This window comes from Bradyrhizobium sp. JR4.3 (genome assembly GCF_040547695.1).
Classification (GTDB): Bacteria; Pseudomonadota; Alphaproteobacteria; order Rhizobiales; family Xanthobacteraceae; genus Bradyrhizobium; species Bradyrhizobium canariense.
Window position 1 is genome coordinate 89759 of record NZ_JBEPQF010000002.1, and the last position, 14992, is coordinate 104750.

The following is a 14992-nucleotide window of genomic DNA, read 5'->3' on the forward strand; positions in this document are numbered from 1 at the left end:
GATTAGACACAGGTTTATGGGGCGGAGAGATCAGATCTACAAAATAAAACGGCCGGATCTTCCGATCCGGCCGCAATGCAAACTCTATCCGGCGAAGCCTACGCCACCCGACGCAAGCCCTCGCCCAATTCGAAAATTCTTAGCTCGCCTTCTTCGCCGGCGCGGGAGCGGGGCCGACCTTCTTCTGGATGGCGCGCTTCAGCTCGAGGGCGCGCGGCGACAGCACGGCGGCCTTGGCCTTGAGCAGGAAGGGATCGAGGCCGCCATTGTGGTCGACGCTCTTGATCGCGTTGGTGGAGACGCGCAGGCGCACGTTGCGGCCCAGCGCTTCGCTGATGAAGGTCACGTTGACCAGGTTCGGCAGGAAGCGGCGCTTGGTCTTGATGTTGGAGTGGCTGACCGTGTGGCCGACCTGGGGGCCCTTGGCCGTCAATTCGCAGCGGCGAGACATGGCAAAATCCTCAATCTTTCCCAACGATGTGCGGCCGCCATTCGGGGCGCCACGGGCAAATTCTCTGTCCTTGCAGGGAGCGGGCGGACGTATAGGGGGGAAGCGGCGGGACGTCAAGGTTTTGGGGCGGGTTTCGTGCTCCAAGGTAGCTGTCATCGCCCGGCTCGACCGGGCGATCCAGTACGCCGAGACGGTGCGGCTGACCAGAGGAGGCGCGGCGTACTGGATTCCCCGCCCCAGTGCGCAAGTGCGCACAAGGCGGGGCATGACAGCAGGGCATGACGGCGGTGGAGGTGGCGGGGTGAGGTGCGCGCTTCTGACCCGCCCCGATCACCAAAACGGCAATGATTATCGCGCCTTACCATCACATAAAGGGCGTATTCGCGCCCGAAGAGTCCAGTGGAGTTCCGGACGCGGAGTGGCCCGGACACATTGCTTGGCGCGCTATTTGGCTTAAGTAACAACCGTTCGCGCCCCGATTGGATTGTTTCGTGCTCACAACGTCTCATCTTGCGCCAAGCCTGCGCCCAAATGAGCTGCGCTCAGCGAAGCGGCGCGCAAGGAATCCACGCGCAAGTCATCCGCGCTCTGCCGGCCGCTGGGTCATGGCAGCCCTTGGCGGGCTGGTCTTGGCGTGGGCGGCGGAGCCCGCGGCGGCGCAGGGCAAGCTCGAGGCGCAATACGAGGCGACGCTGTCGGGCATTCCCGTAGGCCGAGGCGCCTGGAACATCGACATCCAGGACGACGTGTTCGCGGCCGCGGCCTCCGGCGGCACCTCGGGGCTGTTGAAATCCTTCGCGGGCGGATCCGGCACCGGCGCCTCGCAAGGGCGCGTGGTCAACGGCGCGCTGGTCGCGACCGGCTACCAGGCCTCCACCACCACCTCGAAGAAGACCGAAGAGATCCGCATCACGCTCGACAAGGGCAATGTGAAGGATTTTGCCATCCTGCCGGAGCCGCCGGTCGATCCCGACCGCATCGTCGTCACCGACGCGCATCGCCGCGGCGTCTGGGATCCGATGACGGCCTCGCTGGTGCGCGTAGCAGGCAGCGGCGACGTGCTGTCGGCGGACGCCTGCCACGGCAGCGCCGCCGTGTTCGACGGCCGCATGCGCTACGAGCTCAAGCTCGATTTCAAGCGCATGGAGAGCGTGAAGGCGGAGAAGGGCTATCACGGCCAGGTCGTGGTCTGCTCGCTGTATTTCGTGCCCATCGCCGGCTACATCCCCGACCGTCCCGTGATCAAATATCTCGCCGCCCAGCGCAACATCGAGGTCGCGTTCGCGCCGATCGCGGGCACGCGCATCCTGGTGCCGTTTTGGCTGAAAGTGCCGACCCCGCTCGGGCCGGCCATGCTGGAAGCAACCAGCTTCATCACCACGGCCCAGCCGCCCAGGATCGCGAAGACGCAGTAGGCCGGGCGTCCCGTGCTGAATCTCCCTTTTCGGCGAAAATAAACGCAAGCGATTTCAATGGCATGCCTACTGTGCATGGGGTTGTTTTCGCGCTTTTGTTTTGGAGGGGGTCGAGGGCCGGGAATCCATTTGACTCCTCCCCGATTCTGATTCGACTCCGCGCCGTCCCCAGCTTTAACGATTCCGCCACCGAAACGTCGCTTGTGCGGCGGGGCAAAACTCCATCTAGTGCGAACCCGATAAGCCTCCCGCGACATCTTGCGAGAACGGAACAGGACTCCAGGGGGAGTCAGCGATTCGGCCGCGATTCGTTCTCAACTCGTTCCGAAGCTTAAAGCCAACGGGAAAAGCGTCGCAAAGTGAGACAGTTGCGCGAGGTTCGGGGAAGGGCGCCGCATTCTCCGCCGTCATGCCCCGGCTTGACCGGGGCATCCAGTACGCCGCGCCCTCTCGGTTTGATCTGCGCCGCCTCTGGAATACTGGATCGCCCGGTCGAGCCGGGCGATGACAGCGATGTGTGAGGCCGGCCCTTCGCGCCACCGCCCCAAAACAGCACTGACATTCGCCCCAATCGCCATTACCTAATCCCCCAGATGCCTTTTTCCTCCTCCCCCTTCGCTTCCGAGCGGCTTCCCGGCGCCGGCGTCACTGCGGTGCTTGGTCCCACCAACACCGGCAAGACCCATCTCGCCATCGAGCGGATGCTCGCGCATCCCTCCGGCATGATCGGGCTGCCGCTGCGCCTGCTGGCGCGCGAGGTCTACAACAAGATCGCAGCAAGGGTCGGCCCCGACGCCGTCGCGCTTGTGACCGGCGAGGAAAAGATCAAGCCGAAATCGCCGCGCTACTGGGTCTCGACCGTCGAGGCGATGCCGCGGGATCTCGACGTCTCGTTCCTCGCCGTCGACGAGGTGCAGATCGCATCTGATCTGGAACGCGGCCACGTCTTCACCGATCGCATCCTCAACCGCCGCGGCCGCGACGAGACGCTGCTGCTCGGCGCTGCCACGATGCGTCCGATCATCGAGCGGCTGCTGCCCGGCGTCTCCATGATCACGCGGCCGCGCCTGTCGCAGCTCGAATTCGCCGGCGACCGCAAGATCACGCGGCAGCCGCGCCGCACCGCCATCGTCGCCTTCTCGGCCGACGAGGTTTACGCCATCGCCGAGCTGATCCGCCGCCAGCATGGCGGCGCCGCCGTGGTGCTGGGCTCGCTGTCGCCGCGCACCCGCAATGCGCAGGTCGCGATGTTCCAGAACGGCGAGGTCGATTACCTCGTTGCCACCGACGCCGTCGGCATGGGCCTCAACCTCGACGTCGACCACGTCGCCTTTGCCTCCGACCGCAAGTTCGACGGCTATCAGTTCCGCCGCCTGACGCCGTCCGAATTCGGCCAGATCGCCGGCCGCGCCGGCCGCGCCACCCGCAACGGCACCTTTGGCACCACCGGCCGCTGCGCGCCGTTCGAGCCCGAGCTCGTCAATGCGCTGCAGAACCACACCTTCGATCCCGTGAAGGTTTTGCAATGGCGCAATTCGAAGCTGGATTTCGCTTCCCTCGGCGCGCTCCAGGTCTCGCTGAACCTGGCCCCCGGCCATGAGGCGCTGACGCGCGCGCCGATCGCCGAGGACATGCGCGTGCTCGACCACGCCGCCCGCGACGCCGAGGTGCGCGATGTCACGCATGGCAAGGATGCGGTGGAACGGCTGTGGGAGGCCTGCCAAATCCCCGATTATCGAAAGCTGTCGCCGGCCGCCCATGCCGAGCTGGTCACCACGCTGTACGGCTTTCTGATGCGGAAGGGCTGCATCCCCGACGCCTGGTTCAGGACCCAGATCGACCAGGCCGACCGCGTCGACGGCGATATCGACACGCTGTCGGCCCGGATCGCGCAGATTCGCACCTGGACCTTCGTCGCCAACCGTCCCGACTGGCTGAAAGACCCCGAACGGTGGCAGGGGATCGCCCGCGAGGTCGAAAATAAATTATCGGATGCGCTCCATGAACGCTTGACTGAGCGTTTCGTTGATCGCCGGACCAGTGTATTGATGCGCCGCCTGCGGGAGAACACGAGCTTGAATACTGAAATCGGCAAGACCGGCGAAGTCATCGTCGAAGGCCATGTCATCGGCCGCCTCGATGGCTTCACCTTTGCACCGGATGCGGCGGAAGCCGGCTCCGATGCGAAAGCGTTGCAGGCTGCAGCGCAGGCCGTGCTCGCCGGCGAGATCAACGCGCGCGCCGAAAAACTGGGCAACGCACCGGACGAGCAGTTCGTGCTGACTTCGGAAGGCATCATCCGCTGGACCGGCGATGCCGTGGCGCGGCTGTCTGCCGCAGAGGACGCGCTGCATCCGCGCATCCGCATCATCTCCGACGAACGCCTCACGGGCGCCCCCCGAGACAAGGTGCAGGCCCGGCTCGAGCTCTGGCTCAAGACGCATATCGAAAAGCTGCTCGGGCCGCTGTTCGAGCTCAGCAAGGCCGAGGACGTCACCGGCATCGCCCGCGGCATCGCCTATCAGCTCGTCGAGGCGCTCGGCGTGCTGGAGCGCCCGAAGATCGCCAACGAGCTGAAGGACCTCGACCAGCCCTCGCGCGCGACCTTGCGCAAATATGGCGTCCGCTTCGGCGCCTATCACCTCTATTTCCCCGGCCTGCTCAAGCCGGCCGGGCGTGCTCTGGCCGCGCTGCTCTGGGCGCTGAAGCAGGACAATGTCGATCCCTCCGCGCTGTCGGGCGCGCAGCATCTGGCGAGCTCCGGCCGCACCTCGTTCCCGGTCGACAAGCAGCTGCCGCGCGACGCCTATCGCGTGCTCGGCTACAAGCAGGCCGGCGAGCGCGCCGTCCGCGTCGACATCCTGGAGCGCCTGGCCGATCTGATCCGTCCGGCGCTGGCCTGGCGCGAGAACGCGTCCGGCGAAAAGCCCGCCGGTGCGTTCGACGGCCGCAGCTTCGTGGTGACGCAGGCGATGACCTCGCTCACCGGTTCGGCCGGCGAAGATTTTGCCTCCGTGCTGCGTGCGCTCGGCTATCGCATGGACAAGCGCCCGCCGCTGCCGGCGAAGCCCGCCAAGGCTGTTGCCGAGACGCCTGTGGCCGAGATGCCTGTTGCTGAAGCCTCCACTGAAGAGACACCCGCAACCGAAACGCCGGCCGAAGACGGTGCGGCGCCCGCGGACACCGCGATCGAAGCCGCCGCCGAGCCTGTGACCGTCGAAGACGCGCCCGGCATGGAGCAGCACGACGAGCCCGTGCAAGAAGAGCCGGCGCTTGAGGCTTCCGTCACGCCGGAAGACGCTCCCGGCATCGCACCACCCGCGGAAGAAGCTGTTGCCCCCGCCGAAACCGCTCCCGCCGAAACCGCGCCTGCAGAAACTGCTTCAACCGAAGCCGCTGCGTCGGCAGATGCGGCTGCGCCTGTGGAGGCTGCGGCCACGCCCGCCGAGCCCGAGCTCATCGAGGTCTGGCGTCCCGCCGGCCGCCACGACGATCGCAAGCCGCGCCACGAGCGCCATCGCAACCAGCGTCACCAGCCGCGTCCGCAGGCGGCTGCTGAAGCCGGCGCTGCACCTGCCGAAGGCGAAGCCGCGCCTGCTGCCGACGGCGAGAAGCGCGGTGAGCGTCACCGCCATGGCGGCGGTCATCGCCGAGATGGCGGCAGGGACTTCCGCAAACCGCGCGAAGGCGGCGCCGAAGCTGCGCCGCGTCCCGAGGGCCGCGACGACAAGAACCGTCGCTTCGAGGGCAAGAATGGCGGCAACAAGGACCGCGACAACAAGGATCGCAACAAGGGCAAGTTTGGTGGCGGTGATCGCGACAAGGGTCGCGACAACCGCGGCCGTGACCGCGACAAGGGCCGCGACCGCCAGGGCGGACCGTCGCTGCGCCCCTACGCATCGAGCGCCAATCCGCGCGAACGCGATCGTCCTGTCGATCCGAACTCGCCGTTTGCAAAACTCGCTGCGCTAAAGGAGCAGCTGTCCGGGCGTAAGGAGTAGCGTAGCGTTTTCAAGCGAAATGCGGAGCGGTTCGCGTGAAGAAAACGCGTCAGAGGGAACAGAGTCACGACCGAGCGGCAGCGCATCGACAAATGGCTATGGCACGCGCGGGTGGTGAAGGCGCGCACCTCCGCTGCCGAGCTTGTCGAGTCCGGCCATGTTCGCGTCAACGGTGCACGCGAGAAATCGCCGGGGCATGCGATCAAGGTCGGCGACGTGCTCACCATCGCGCTCGATCGTACCGTGCGCGTCTTGAAAGTCACCGCCTTCAACGAACGCCGCGGCGATGCCGCCTCGGCCCGTGTGCTCTACGAAGAGCTCGGTGAAGGCCATCCGAATTCTCAGCGCAATTAATTGCGCTTTGAATTCATTTCTTGGTCGATCAAGCGCATAAAGCCGTCATGATCGGCCGTTCCTGAGCTTGCGGCGCCGGGCCATCCGCGCTACGCAAGCCGCGACTTTTAAAAGAGCTTTTCGGAGCGTTGGATGACTTACGTCGTCACTGAAGCGTGCATCAAGTGCAAGTACACCGACTGCGTCGAGGTCTGCCCGGTCGATTGTTTCTACGAGGGCGAGAACATGCTCGTCATCCATCCTGACGAGTGCATCGATTGCGGCGTGTGCGAGCCGGAATGTCCCGCCGATGCCATCAAGCCGGACACGGAACCGGGCCTGGAAAAGTGGCTCACGGTCAACGCCGACTACGCCAAGAGCTGGCCGAACATCACCCAGAAGAAAGAATCACCTGCCGACGCCAAGGATTTCGACGGCATGGAGGGCAAGTTCGACAAGTATTTCTCCGCGAACCCCGGGTCCGGCGACTAATTCGGGTCAAACTTAACCCTATTAGCGGCGTTACCGCCGAAAACCAGCCCTTAAGACCCCTAAATTATTGATTTTTGCGGGAAATGTGCTATATTGGGCACATTGAGCCGAACCCTGGTTAGCCCCGTCGGCCCCGTTGGGTTCCCGTGAAACCAAATGTCGAACAGGGGCGTGGCAGTTTCCGCGCGCAGGCTGTGTCACAGAAAACGCGTAAAAAGAGTACTTCAGCGAAGGCTTCCCATAAGGACGCCAAGAAAGTCGCCGCGGCCAGCCGTAGCGCATCCAAGGGTCGGACCGCGACGAAGGCGCCGGCTGCAAAGTCCTCGAAGAACAAAAGAAGCGCAATGCCTAACAAGACTGCCAAGCCGGCCGCGAAAGCGACCGTTGCCAAGCCTGTTGCCGCCAAGCCTGCCGCCAAGCCCGCTGTAACCAAGGCACCCGCTGCCAAGGCACCCGCTGCCAAGCCCGCCGCGCCGAAGGCTCCTGTTGCGGCTGCTCCTGCCAAGGCTCCCGTCGCTGCCGCCAAGCCGGCCGTGAAGCCCGCGGCTGTTGCGCCGAAGGTCGAGGAAAAGAAGGTCGTGACCCAGCGTCAGGGCTTCAAGGCCAACGAATTCGTCGTCTATCCCGCCCACGGCGTCGGCCAGATCCTGGCCATCGAGGAGCAGGAGATTGCCGGCGCGAAGCTCGAGCTGTTCGTCATCAACTTCATCAAGGACAAGATGACGCTGCGCGTGCCGACCGCCAAGGTCGCCAATGTCGGCATGCGCAAGCTGTCCGAGCCCGCGCTGGTGAAGCGTGCGCTCGAGACCCTCAAGGGCCGTGCCCGCGTCAAGCGCACCATGTGGTCGCGCCGCGCCCAGGAATACGAAGCGAAGATCAACTCGGGCGACATCGTCGCGATCGCGGAAGTCGTGCGCGACCTCTATCGCTCCGAATCGCAGCCCGAGCAGTCCTACAGCGAACGCCAGCTCTATGAAGCCGCGCTCGACCGTCTCTCCCGCGAGATCGCGGTGGTGCAGCACTCGACCGAGACCGAAGCGGTCAAGGAGATCGAGGCCCAGCTCGCCAAGAGCCCGCGTCGCACCGGCGCCAAGTCCGAAGCCGCCGAAGGCGAAGCCGACGCCGAGGGCGATAGCGACGAGACCGAGGGCGGAGCCACGGTCGCCGACGAGGCCGCGTAAGCGGCTCGCGCGTCGATCGCAACAGATCAAAAGCCCGGCCGTTTGGCCGGGCTTTTTGTTTGGGGCGCCGGATGATCCTGCTCGGTCCGTAGGGTGGGTTAGCCGAAGGCGTAACCCACGATGCTGCCGCAAAGAAGTGGTGGGTTACGCTTCGCTAACCCACCCTACAAAGTTAACCAACCTCACTTCACCGGCCGCTTCTCGAGCTTCCGCGCCAGCGTCCGCCGGTGCATCCCGAGCCGTCTTGCCGCTTCCGAGATGTTGAAATCGGTCTCGATCAGGGTCTGGTGGATGCGTTCCCATTCCAGCGTCTTGATCGAGGTCGGCCGGGCGTCGAGCGCGACCTCGGCATTGCCTGCGGCCTTGTTGAAGGCGGCCTCGATGTCGTCGGTGTTCGACGGCTTGGCCAGATAGTGGCATGCACCGAGCTTGATGGCCTCGACGGCGGTGGAGATGCTGGCAAAGCCCGTCAGCACCACGATCAACATCTCCGGATCGTGCGTGTGCAAGAGCTCGACGCAGGCCAGTCCCGAGGCGCCGCCGAGCTTGAGGTCGACGACGGCATAGCCGAACGATCGCTCCTCCAGAACTTTCCGCACGTCCTCGATCGAGGCGGCGAGCACGACCTCGTAGTCGCGGCGCTCGAACGAACGCTTCAGGGTGCGGGCGAAGCCGGCATCGTCCTCGACGACGATGAGCGAACGGTCAGGCGTCAAAGCTGCCTCCGATCGCGAGCGTGGCGAGCGGCAGCGTGAGGCGGACCGTGGCGCCGCGCTTCCTGTGGTTCTCGGCGGTCACGCTGCCCCCTAACTTGCGCACCACGTTCACCACCAGGAACAGGCCGAGCCCGCCGCCGGCGCGGCCCTTGCTCGACTGATAGGGCTTTCCGAGCTGTGCCAGCATCTCCGGCGCAAAGCCGGGGCCGCGATCGCTGATCGACAGCACGAGATTATCGCCCTCGCGCTCGGCAACGAGCTCGACCCAGTCGCGCGAGACCTCGTAGGCGTTGTCGAGCACGTTGAAGATCACCTGCTTCAGCGCGACGTCTGAGACGATCGCGACGTCTTCGCCGAAGGTGTTGACGAAATACAGCGTGCGCGCCGAGCGCGCGTCGCGCCACTCTTCCACCAGCGCCGTGACGAAAGCCGCCACCGTCGTCGGCGACGATCCCTCGCCGCGGGCTTCGCCCGCCGACACCAGGATGCCTGTCACGATCGACTTGCAACGTTGCAGCGAAGTCTCCATCTCCGCGAGGTCCTCGGCCAGCTCCTGATCGGCGGCGAGGTCGGGCATGCGGCGCCAGTCGCCGAGGATGACCGAGAGCGAGGCGAGCGGCGTCCCGAGCTCGTGAGCCGCGCCGGAGGCGAGCAGGCCCATGCGCACGATATGATCCTGCTCGGCGGCATGCTGGCGCAGCGCCGCCAGATGCGCGTCGCGCTCGCGCAAATTCCTGTTGATGCGGGTGACGAACACCACCAGCAGCACGGCGTTGAGCACGAAGCCCAGCAGCATGCCGGCAACCGTGAGCGTGTAGGTCTCGCTCAGCGGGTTCGGCGGCAGATCGAGCGGCCGATAGGCGACGGTCAGCCAGACGAAGCTCGCGCAGGTCAGCGCGACCAGCGACCAGGTCGAGCGGCCATCGAGCAGCACCGCGCCCAGCGTCACCTGGAGCAGGAACAGCGAGGTGAAGGGATTGGTGGCGCCGCCGCTGAGATAGAGCTGCGCGGTCAGCGCAGCGACGTCCAGCATCAGAGCGACCAGCAGCTCGTTGTTGGTGATCGCGGCGCGATGGCGCACCCACACCAGGCTGGAGACGTTGAGAAATATCAGTGCGCCGATCACCGCGCCCATGCGGGTGAGAGGCAGGGGAATGCCGAGCCAGACATGCACGCCGCCGATGGTCACGATCTGCCCGACCACTGCCGTCCAGCGCAGCTGGATCAGCAACGCCATGTTCTTGCGGTTGGTCTCGTCGTCGGTCGGCGCAGCGCCGATCAGCTCGCTGCGCGCGTCCGCCTGCGATTGCAGCGTGACGGCGCCCTGCGTTCTTCCGTCGTCAGGTGGGCTCGACGATCGTTCCAGCATCTGATCCCGTCCTGCGGGCGCCGGCATCGGAGCCGCCGGCCGCTTCGTGGACGAAGCCGCTCCAGGGCTTCCTGCGGCGGAACAGCCCGCCGCCGAATGTGACGATAAGTCTGCCGGCTAGCATGAAAGCCAGGGCAAACCACGTCAGCGCGTAGATCAGGTGGTTATTGGGAAAGCTGATCACGGTCAATCCGGCGATTGGGCCGCTGCCGGATTGTGATCCAGCGTCGGCATCGACGAAGAAGGGCGCGACATGGTCGAGGCCGCGTGCCGCCGCAATCGCGGTGACATCCCGCGAGTACCAGCGATTGTGCTCAGGCACGTTGGTCCTGAGGAATCCGCCTTTTGGCTCGGTGACGCGCAAGAAGCCGGTGATCTCGACCTCGCCTTGCGGATTGCCGTCCCGGCGCGTCGAGACGTCGCGCCGGTCGGACGGCGCGAAGCCGCGGTTGACCAGTACCAGCGTGCCGTCGTCGCGCCTGAGCGGTGTCAACACCCAATAGCCCGGGCCTTCTTCGGTAACGGCCTGAACCAGCGTCTCACGGTCATGCATGAAACGGCCGCTGACGCTGACGTGCCTGTATTCGTCGTTTGCGGCGGAGACGGTCGGCCATGCCGCTGGCGAGGGGATCGGCTGCGCCGGGGCATGAACGCGCTGCTCGACGCGGTCGATCAGCGCCAGCTTCCAGGCGCGGCGTTCGATCTGCCAGACGCCGAGCGCGATCAGAAGTGCAATGGCCGCGAGCGAGAGGACCGTGAGCCACAAGGACGGGTGCGCAGCGTCGCGGCGCGCCCCGTTTGCCTTGCTCGTCTCGGTCCGGATTTCGTTCATTTCATCCCGTTCATCTGGTGGATCGGCATCATGTTGCTGTTGAGATGGTTCATCACCCACAGCGAACCGGACAGGGCGATCACCACCATGACGATGGTGAAGATCAGCGCCATCATACTCCAGCCGTTCTCGGACGTCGTGTTCATGTGCAGGAAGTAGATCATGTGCACGACGATCTGCACGACCGCGAAGGCCATGATCACGAGCGCGGTGATCTGCTTGCTCGGAAGCGCGCCGCTCATCACCAGCCAGAAGGGGATCGCGGTGAGTACGACCGAGAGCACGAAGCCGAGCATGTAGGTCGAGAACGAGCCGTGCGCGTTGGCATGGCCGTCACCATGGTGATGATCGTCCGCGTGGGCGGCGTGAGTATCGGTGTTCATCGCAGAACTCCCAGGAGATAGACGAAGGTGAAGACACCGATCCAGACCACGTCCAGGAAGTGCCAGAACATCGACAGGCACATCAGGCGGCGGCGGTTGGCCTCGATCAGGCCGAACTTCCAGACCTGCACCATCAGGGTCACCAGCCAGATCAGGCCGCAGCTGACGTGCAGGCCGTGCGTCCCGACCAGGGTGAAGAAGGCGGACAGGAAGGCGCTGCGCTGCGGCGTCGCGCCTTCGTGGATCATGTGGGCGAACTCGGACAGCTCGATGCCGATGAACGCGGCGCCGAACAGGCCGGTGATCGCCAGCCAGATCTGGGTCTGGGCGATCTTGTTCTGCTGCATCGTCAGCATGGCGAAGCCATACGTGATCGACGATAGCAACAGCATCGAGGTGTTCACCGCGACCAGCGGCAGCTCGAACAAATCCTTCGGCGCCGGACCGGCGGCGTAGTTGCCGCCGAGCACGCCGAAGGTGGCGAACAGGATCGCGAAGATGAGACAGTCGCTCATCAGATAGATCCAGAAGCCGAGCGAGGTGCTGTAGCCTTCCGGATGCGGGTGTTCGTCGGCGAGGTAGAACACCGGCTCGCCGGTTTGCGTGGGATTGACAGCGACAGTCATTTACTTGGCTCCGGCGAGCAGTTTGGTGCGCGCGTCTTCGGCCCGGATGACGTCGTCGGCCGGAATGTCGAAATCGCGGTGATAGTTGAAGGTGTGACCGATGCCGACGGCGAGCATCGCGATGAAGCTCGCGGCCGCCAGCCACCAGATGTACCAGATCAAACCGAATCCCATCGCGGTGGCAAAGCCGGCGAGAATGATGCCGGTGCCGGTGCTGCTGGGCATGTGGATAGGCTTGAACCCGGTGAGCGGGCGCTGATAACCGCGCTTCTTCATGTCCCACCACGCGTCATTGTCGTGAACGACGGGAGTGAAAGCGAAGTTGTAGGCCGGCGGCGGCGAGGAGGTCGCCCATTCCAGCGTGCGTGCATCCCAGGGATCGCCGGTGACGTCCTTGAGCTGCTCGCGCCTGAGGAAGCTCACTGCGAACTGCATCAGCATCGAGAGGATGCCGAGGAAGACCAGGAAGGCGCCAATGCCGGCGACGATGAACCAGACCTGCAGGCTCGGGTCGTCGAACACGCGGAGCCGGCGGGTCACGCCCATCAGGCCGAGCACATATAGCGGCATGAAGGCGAGGTAGAAGCCCGTGACCCAGAACCAGAACGACAGCTTGCCCCAGAACGGATCGAGCTTGAAGCCGAACGCCTTCGGGAACCAGTAGCCGATACCGGCGAACGCACCGAATACGACGCCGCCGATGATCACGTTGTGGAAGTGAGCGATCAGGAACAGGCTGTTGTGCAGGACGAAATCGGCCGGCGGCACTGCGAGCAGCACGCCGGTCATGCCGCCGAGCACGAAGGTCAGCATGAACGCGATCGTCCACATCATTGGCAGCTCGAAGCGGATGCGGCCGCGATACATCGTGAACAGCCAGTTGAACATCTTCGCGCCCGTCGGGATCGAGATGATCATCGTGGTGATGCCGAAGAAGGAGTTGACGCTGGCGCCCGACCCCATCGTGAAGAAGTGGTGCAGCCAGACCAGGTACGACAGGATGGTGATGACCACCGTGGCGTAAACCATCGAGGTGTAGCCGAACAACCGCTTGCCCGAGAAGGTCGAGGTCACTTCCGAGAAGATGCCGAAGGCGGGGAGAACCAGGATGTAGACCTCGGGATGACCCCAGATCCAGATCAGGTTCACATACATCATCGGGCTGCCGCCGAAATCGTTGGTGAAGAAGTTGGTGCCGACGTAGCGGTCGAGCGAAAGCAGCGCGAGCACGACGGTCAGAACCGGAAAGGAAGCGACGATCAGCACGTTGGTGCAGAGCGCGGTCCAGGTGAACACCGGCATCCGCATCATGGTCATGCCCGGGCACCGCAGCTTGACGATGGTGCAGATCAGGTTGATGCCGGACAGCGTCGTTCCGACGCCCGCGACCTGCAGCCCCCATATGTAATAGTCGACGCCGACATCCGGACTGTAGCCGATGTTCGACAGCGGCGGATAAGCGAGCCACCCGGTGCGGGCGAATTCGCCGATGAACAGCGAGGCCATCACCAGCACCGCGCCGCCGACCGTCATCCAGAAGCTGAAATTGTTCAGGAACGGGAACGACACGTCGCGCGCACCGATCTGGAGCGGCACGACGAAGTTCATCAGGCCGGTGACCAGCGGCATCGCCACGAAGAAGATCATGATCACGCCGTGGGCGGTGAAGACCTGGTCGTAGTGATGGGAGTTGAGATAGCCCTCCGAGCCGCCGAAGGCGAGCGCCTGCTGCAACCGCATCATCAGCGCGTCGGCGAAGCCGCGCAGCAGCATCACGATCCCGAGGATCATGTACATGATGCCGATGCGCTTGTGGTCGACGCTGGTGAACCACTCGCTCCAGAGATAACCCCAGACGCGGAAATAAGTCAGGCCGGCAAACATGATGAGGCCGCCGGTCGCCACCACGGCGAAGGTGCCGACGACGATCGGCTCGTGCAGCGGCAGCGATTCGACGGTGAGCCGGCCGAAGATGAGCTTGAGAAGATCAGGAGACATGCGGGATCTCTTTACGAATCTGACTTCGGACGTTGTCCGAGGAAGAAGGACGAGGACTTCAGCGGCGTGAAACTCGGCCGCTTCAGGCCGGCGCCGAGCAGCGGCGCGGTGTCGAGAGGCGCCGTGATGGAGGCGGTGGTCCTGCCCTGCGGCGCATCGGGCGTGCAGGTGCCGGCGACGAAGGTCGGCTCCGGCCCAAGCGCCGTGCCGCGGCGGGCGTACTTGTCGTAGGCCAGCGGCAGCGTGTTGTTCAGGCCCTCATGGCCGAGGCCGCCCTTGGCGTCGATTGCCATCATCTCGCTCTGGCACATCTTGCCGGTCTCGACGCACATGTTGAGGATCAGGCGGTAGAGATCGGAATCGACGGTGCCGTAGCGCCGCACCGGCTCGTTCTGGCTGGGTTTTTCGAGCTGGAGATATTCGGCGCGGCCGAGCGAGCCGCCGCCGGACTTGGCGCTGGCGATCCAGGCGTCAAAGCCCTTGTCGTCGAGGCCCTGGAAGTTGAAGTGCATGCCTGAGAAGCCGGCGCCGCTGTAGTTCGCCGAAAAGCCCCGATAGGTGCCGGCGTGGTTCACGACGGCGTGGAGCTTGGTCTCCATGCCCGGCATCGCGTAGATCTGGCCGGCCAGCGCGGGGATGTAGAACGAGTTCATCACCGAGGACGCGGTGATGCGGAAGTTGATGGGACGATCGACCGGAGCTGCCAGATCGTTGACGGTGGCGATGCCGTAGTCCGGATAGATAAAGAGCCACTTCCAGTCGAGCGCGACAACGTCGACCTCGAGCGGGGCCTTGGACTGGTCCACGGCGCGGTCGGCATGGATGCGGCCGAGCGTGCGATAGGGGTCGAGCAGATGCGTGCCCATCCAGGTCAGCGCGCCCAGGCAAACGATGATCAAGAGCGGCGCCGACCAGATCACCAGCTCGAGGCTGGTCGAGTGGTCCCATTCGGGCTCGTAGCGGGCCTCGGTGTTGGACTGGCGGTAGCGCCAGGCGAACAGCACCGTCAGCGCCATCACGGGCACGACAATCAGGAGCATCAGGACGGTGGAGATGATGACGAGGTCGCGCTGCTGCGCTGCGATATCGCCGGCCGGCGCCAGCACGACGTAGTTGCAGCCGCTGAGCGCAACCGCCAGGGGTAGCAGCGCCAGAATCTTGAAACGGGACAAGGGCCGAGCCTTATGAGAATGAG

General features: G+C 64.7%; 13 protein-coding genes. 5 read left to right on the plus strand and 8 right to left on the minus strand.

Annotated elements, in window-relative coordinates; genetic code table 11:
• Window positions 1–139: 139 nt before the first annotated feature.
• Window positions 140–451, minus strand: coding sequence for a 50S ribosomal protein L28 (gene rpmB, locus ABIB91_RS03740; protein WP_354159848.1), 312 nt, complete (start codon window positions 449–451; stop codon window positions 140–142).
• Between the two features lie 605 nt (window positions 452–1056).
• Here rpmB and ABIB91_RS03745 point away from each other — a divergent pair.
• The 5 genes from ABIB91_RS03745 (at window position 1057) to ABIB91_RS03765 (ending at window position 7873) form a co-directional block, all read left to right on the plus strand.
• Entirely contained in the window at window positions 1057–1866 is an 810-nt protein-coding gene (locus ABIB91_RS03745) for a DUF3108 domain-containing protein (RefSeq protein ID WP_354127132.1), read from the plus strand.
• Window positions 1867–2459: 593 nt separating this feature from the next.
• The gene (locus tag ABIB91_RS03750; protein WP_354159845.1) at window positions 2460–5867 is read left to right on the plus strand and encodes a helicase-related protein; all 3408 of its coding nucleotides are present in this window, start codon (window positions 2460–2462) and stop codon (window positions 5865–5867) included.
• A gap of 84 nt (window positions 5868–5951) precedes the next feature.
• Complete coding sequence (locus ABIB91_RS03755) at window positions 5952–6221, plus strand: RNA-binding S4 domain-containing protein (RefSeq protein WP_354160002.1); 270 nt, start codon at window positions 5952–5954, stop codon at window positions 6219–6221.
• 132 nt (window positions 6222–6353) lie between these two features.
• Window positions 6354–6692, plus strand: a complete 339-nt coding sequence (gene fdxA, locus ABIB91_RS03760) for a ferredoxin FdxA (protein ID WP_007599264.1) — start codon at window positions 6354–6356, stop codon at window positions 6690–6692.
• A 344-nt stretch (window positions 6693–7036) separates the two neighbouring features.
• On the plus strand, window positions 7037–7873 hold the full coding sequence (locus ABIB91_RS03765; protein ID WP_354159843.1) for a CarD family transcriptional regulator: 837 nt from the start codon (window positions 7037–7039) through the stop codon (window positions 7871–7873).
• A 182-nt stretch (window positions 7874–8055) separates the two neighbouring features.
• Here ABIB91_RS03765 and ABIB91_RS03770 read toward each other — a convergent pair whose 3' ends face one another.
• Genes ABIB91_RS03770 through cyoA form a run of 7 tightly spaced genes read right to left on the minus strand, consistent with a single transcriptional unit; the run spans window position 8056 to window position 14969 of the window.
• Window positions 8056–8589 (minus strand): response regulator transcription factor, encoded by a 534-nt coding sequence (locus ABIB91_RS03770; protein WP_007599266.1) that lies wholly within the window; start codon window positions 8587–8589, stop codon window positions 8056–8058.
• Window positions 8579–9958 (minus strand): ATP-binding protein, encoded by a 1380-nt coding sequence (locus ABIB91_RS03775; RefSeq protein ID WP_354159841.1) that lies wholly within the window; start codon window positions 9956–9958, stop codon window positions 8579–8581. The genes ABIB91_RS03770 and ABIB91_RS03775 overlap by 11 nt, the downstream gene beginning before the upstream one ends.
• Window positions 9930–10790: an SURF1 family protein gene (locus tag ABIB91_RS03780; protein ID WP_354159839.1), complete on the minus strand. Its 861-nt coding sequence runs from the start codon at window positions 10788–10790 to the stop codon at window positions 9930–9932. Before ABIB91_RS03780 ends, ABIB91_RS03775 begins: the two co-directional genes overlap by 29 nt.
• A complete protein-coding gene (cyoD, locus tag ABIB91_RS03785; RefSeq protein ID WP_354159837.1) occupies window positions 10787–11173 on the minus strand; it encodes a cytochrome o ubiquinol oxidase subunit IV in 387 nt (128 codons plus the stop codon). The genes ABIB91_RS03780 and cyoD overlap by 4 nt, the downstream gene beginning before the upstream one ends.
• Complete coding sequence (gene cyoC, locus ABIB91_RS03790) at window positions 11170–11799, minus strand: cytochrome o ubiquinol oxidase subunit III (protein WP_007599270.1); 630 nt, start codon at window positions 11797–11799, stop codon at window positions 11170–11172. Before cyoC ends, cyoD begins: the two co-directional genes overlap by 4 nt.
• Window positions 11800–13797 (minus strand): cytochrome o ubiquinol oxidase subunit I, encoded by a 1998-nt coding sequence (gene cyoB, locus ABIB91_RS03795; RefSeq protein ID WP_354159834.1) that lies wholly within the window; start codon window positions 13795–13797, stop codon window positions 11800–11802.
• 11 nt (window positions 13798–13808) lie between these two features.
• Window positions 13809–14969 carry a ubiquinol oxidase subunit II gene (gene cyoA, locus ABIB91_RS03800; protein WP_354159833.1) on the minus strand — a complete coding sequence of 387 codons (1161 nt, stop codon included), beginning with the start codon at window positions 14967–14969 and terminating at the stop codon, window positions 13809–13811.
• Window positions 14970–14992: the final 23 nt, after the last annotated feature.

Bases quoted from the DNA above. Each gene is read 5' to 3' on its own strand.
- rpmB (WP_354159848.1), bottom strand. From the start codon at position 451: ATGTCTCGCCGCTGCGAATTGACGGCCAAGGGCCCCCAGGTCGGCCAC.
- ABIB91_RS03745 (WP_354127132.1), top strand. From the start codon at position 1,057: ATGGCAGCCCTTGGCGGGCTGGTCTTGGCGTGGGCGGCGGAGCCCGCG.
- ABIB91_RS03750 (WP_354159845.1), top strand. From the start codon at position 2,460: ATGCCTTTTTCCTCCTCCCCCTTCGCTTCCGAGCGGCTTCCCGGCGCC.
- fdxA (WP_007599264.1), top strand. From the start codon at position 6,354: ATGACTTACGTCGTCACTGAAGCGTGCATCAAGTGCAAGTACACCGAC.
- ABIB91_RS03765 (WP_354159843.1), top strand. From the start codon at position 7,037: ATGCCTAACAAGACTGCCAAGCCGGCCGCGAAAGCGACCGTTGCCAAG.
- ABIB91_RS03775 (WP_354159841.1), bottom strand. From the start codon at position 9,958: ATGCTGGAACGATCGTCGAGCCCACCTGACGACGGAAGAACGCAGGGC.
- ABIB91_RS03780 (WP_354159839.1), bottom strand. From the start codon at position 10,790: ATGAACGAAATCCGGACCGAGACGAGCAAGGCAAACGGGGCGCGCCGC.
- cyoD (WP_354159837.1), bottom strand. From the start codon at position 11,173: ATGAACACCGATACTCACGCCGCCCACGCGGACGATCATCACCATGGT.
- cyoC (WP_007599270.1), bottom strand. From the start codon at position 11,799: ATGACTGTCGCTGTCAATCCCACGCAAACCGGCGAGCCGGTGTTCTAC.
- cyoB (WP_354159834.1), bottom strand. From the start codon at position 13,797: ATGTCTCCTGATCTTCTCAAGCTCATCTTCGGCCGGCTCACCGTCGAA.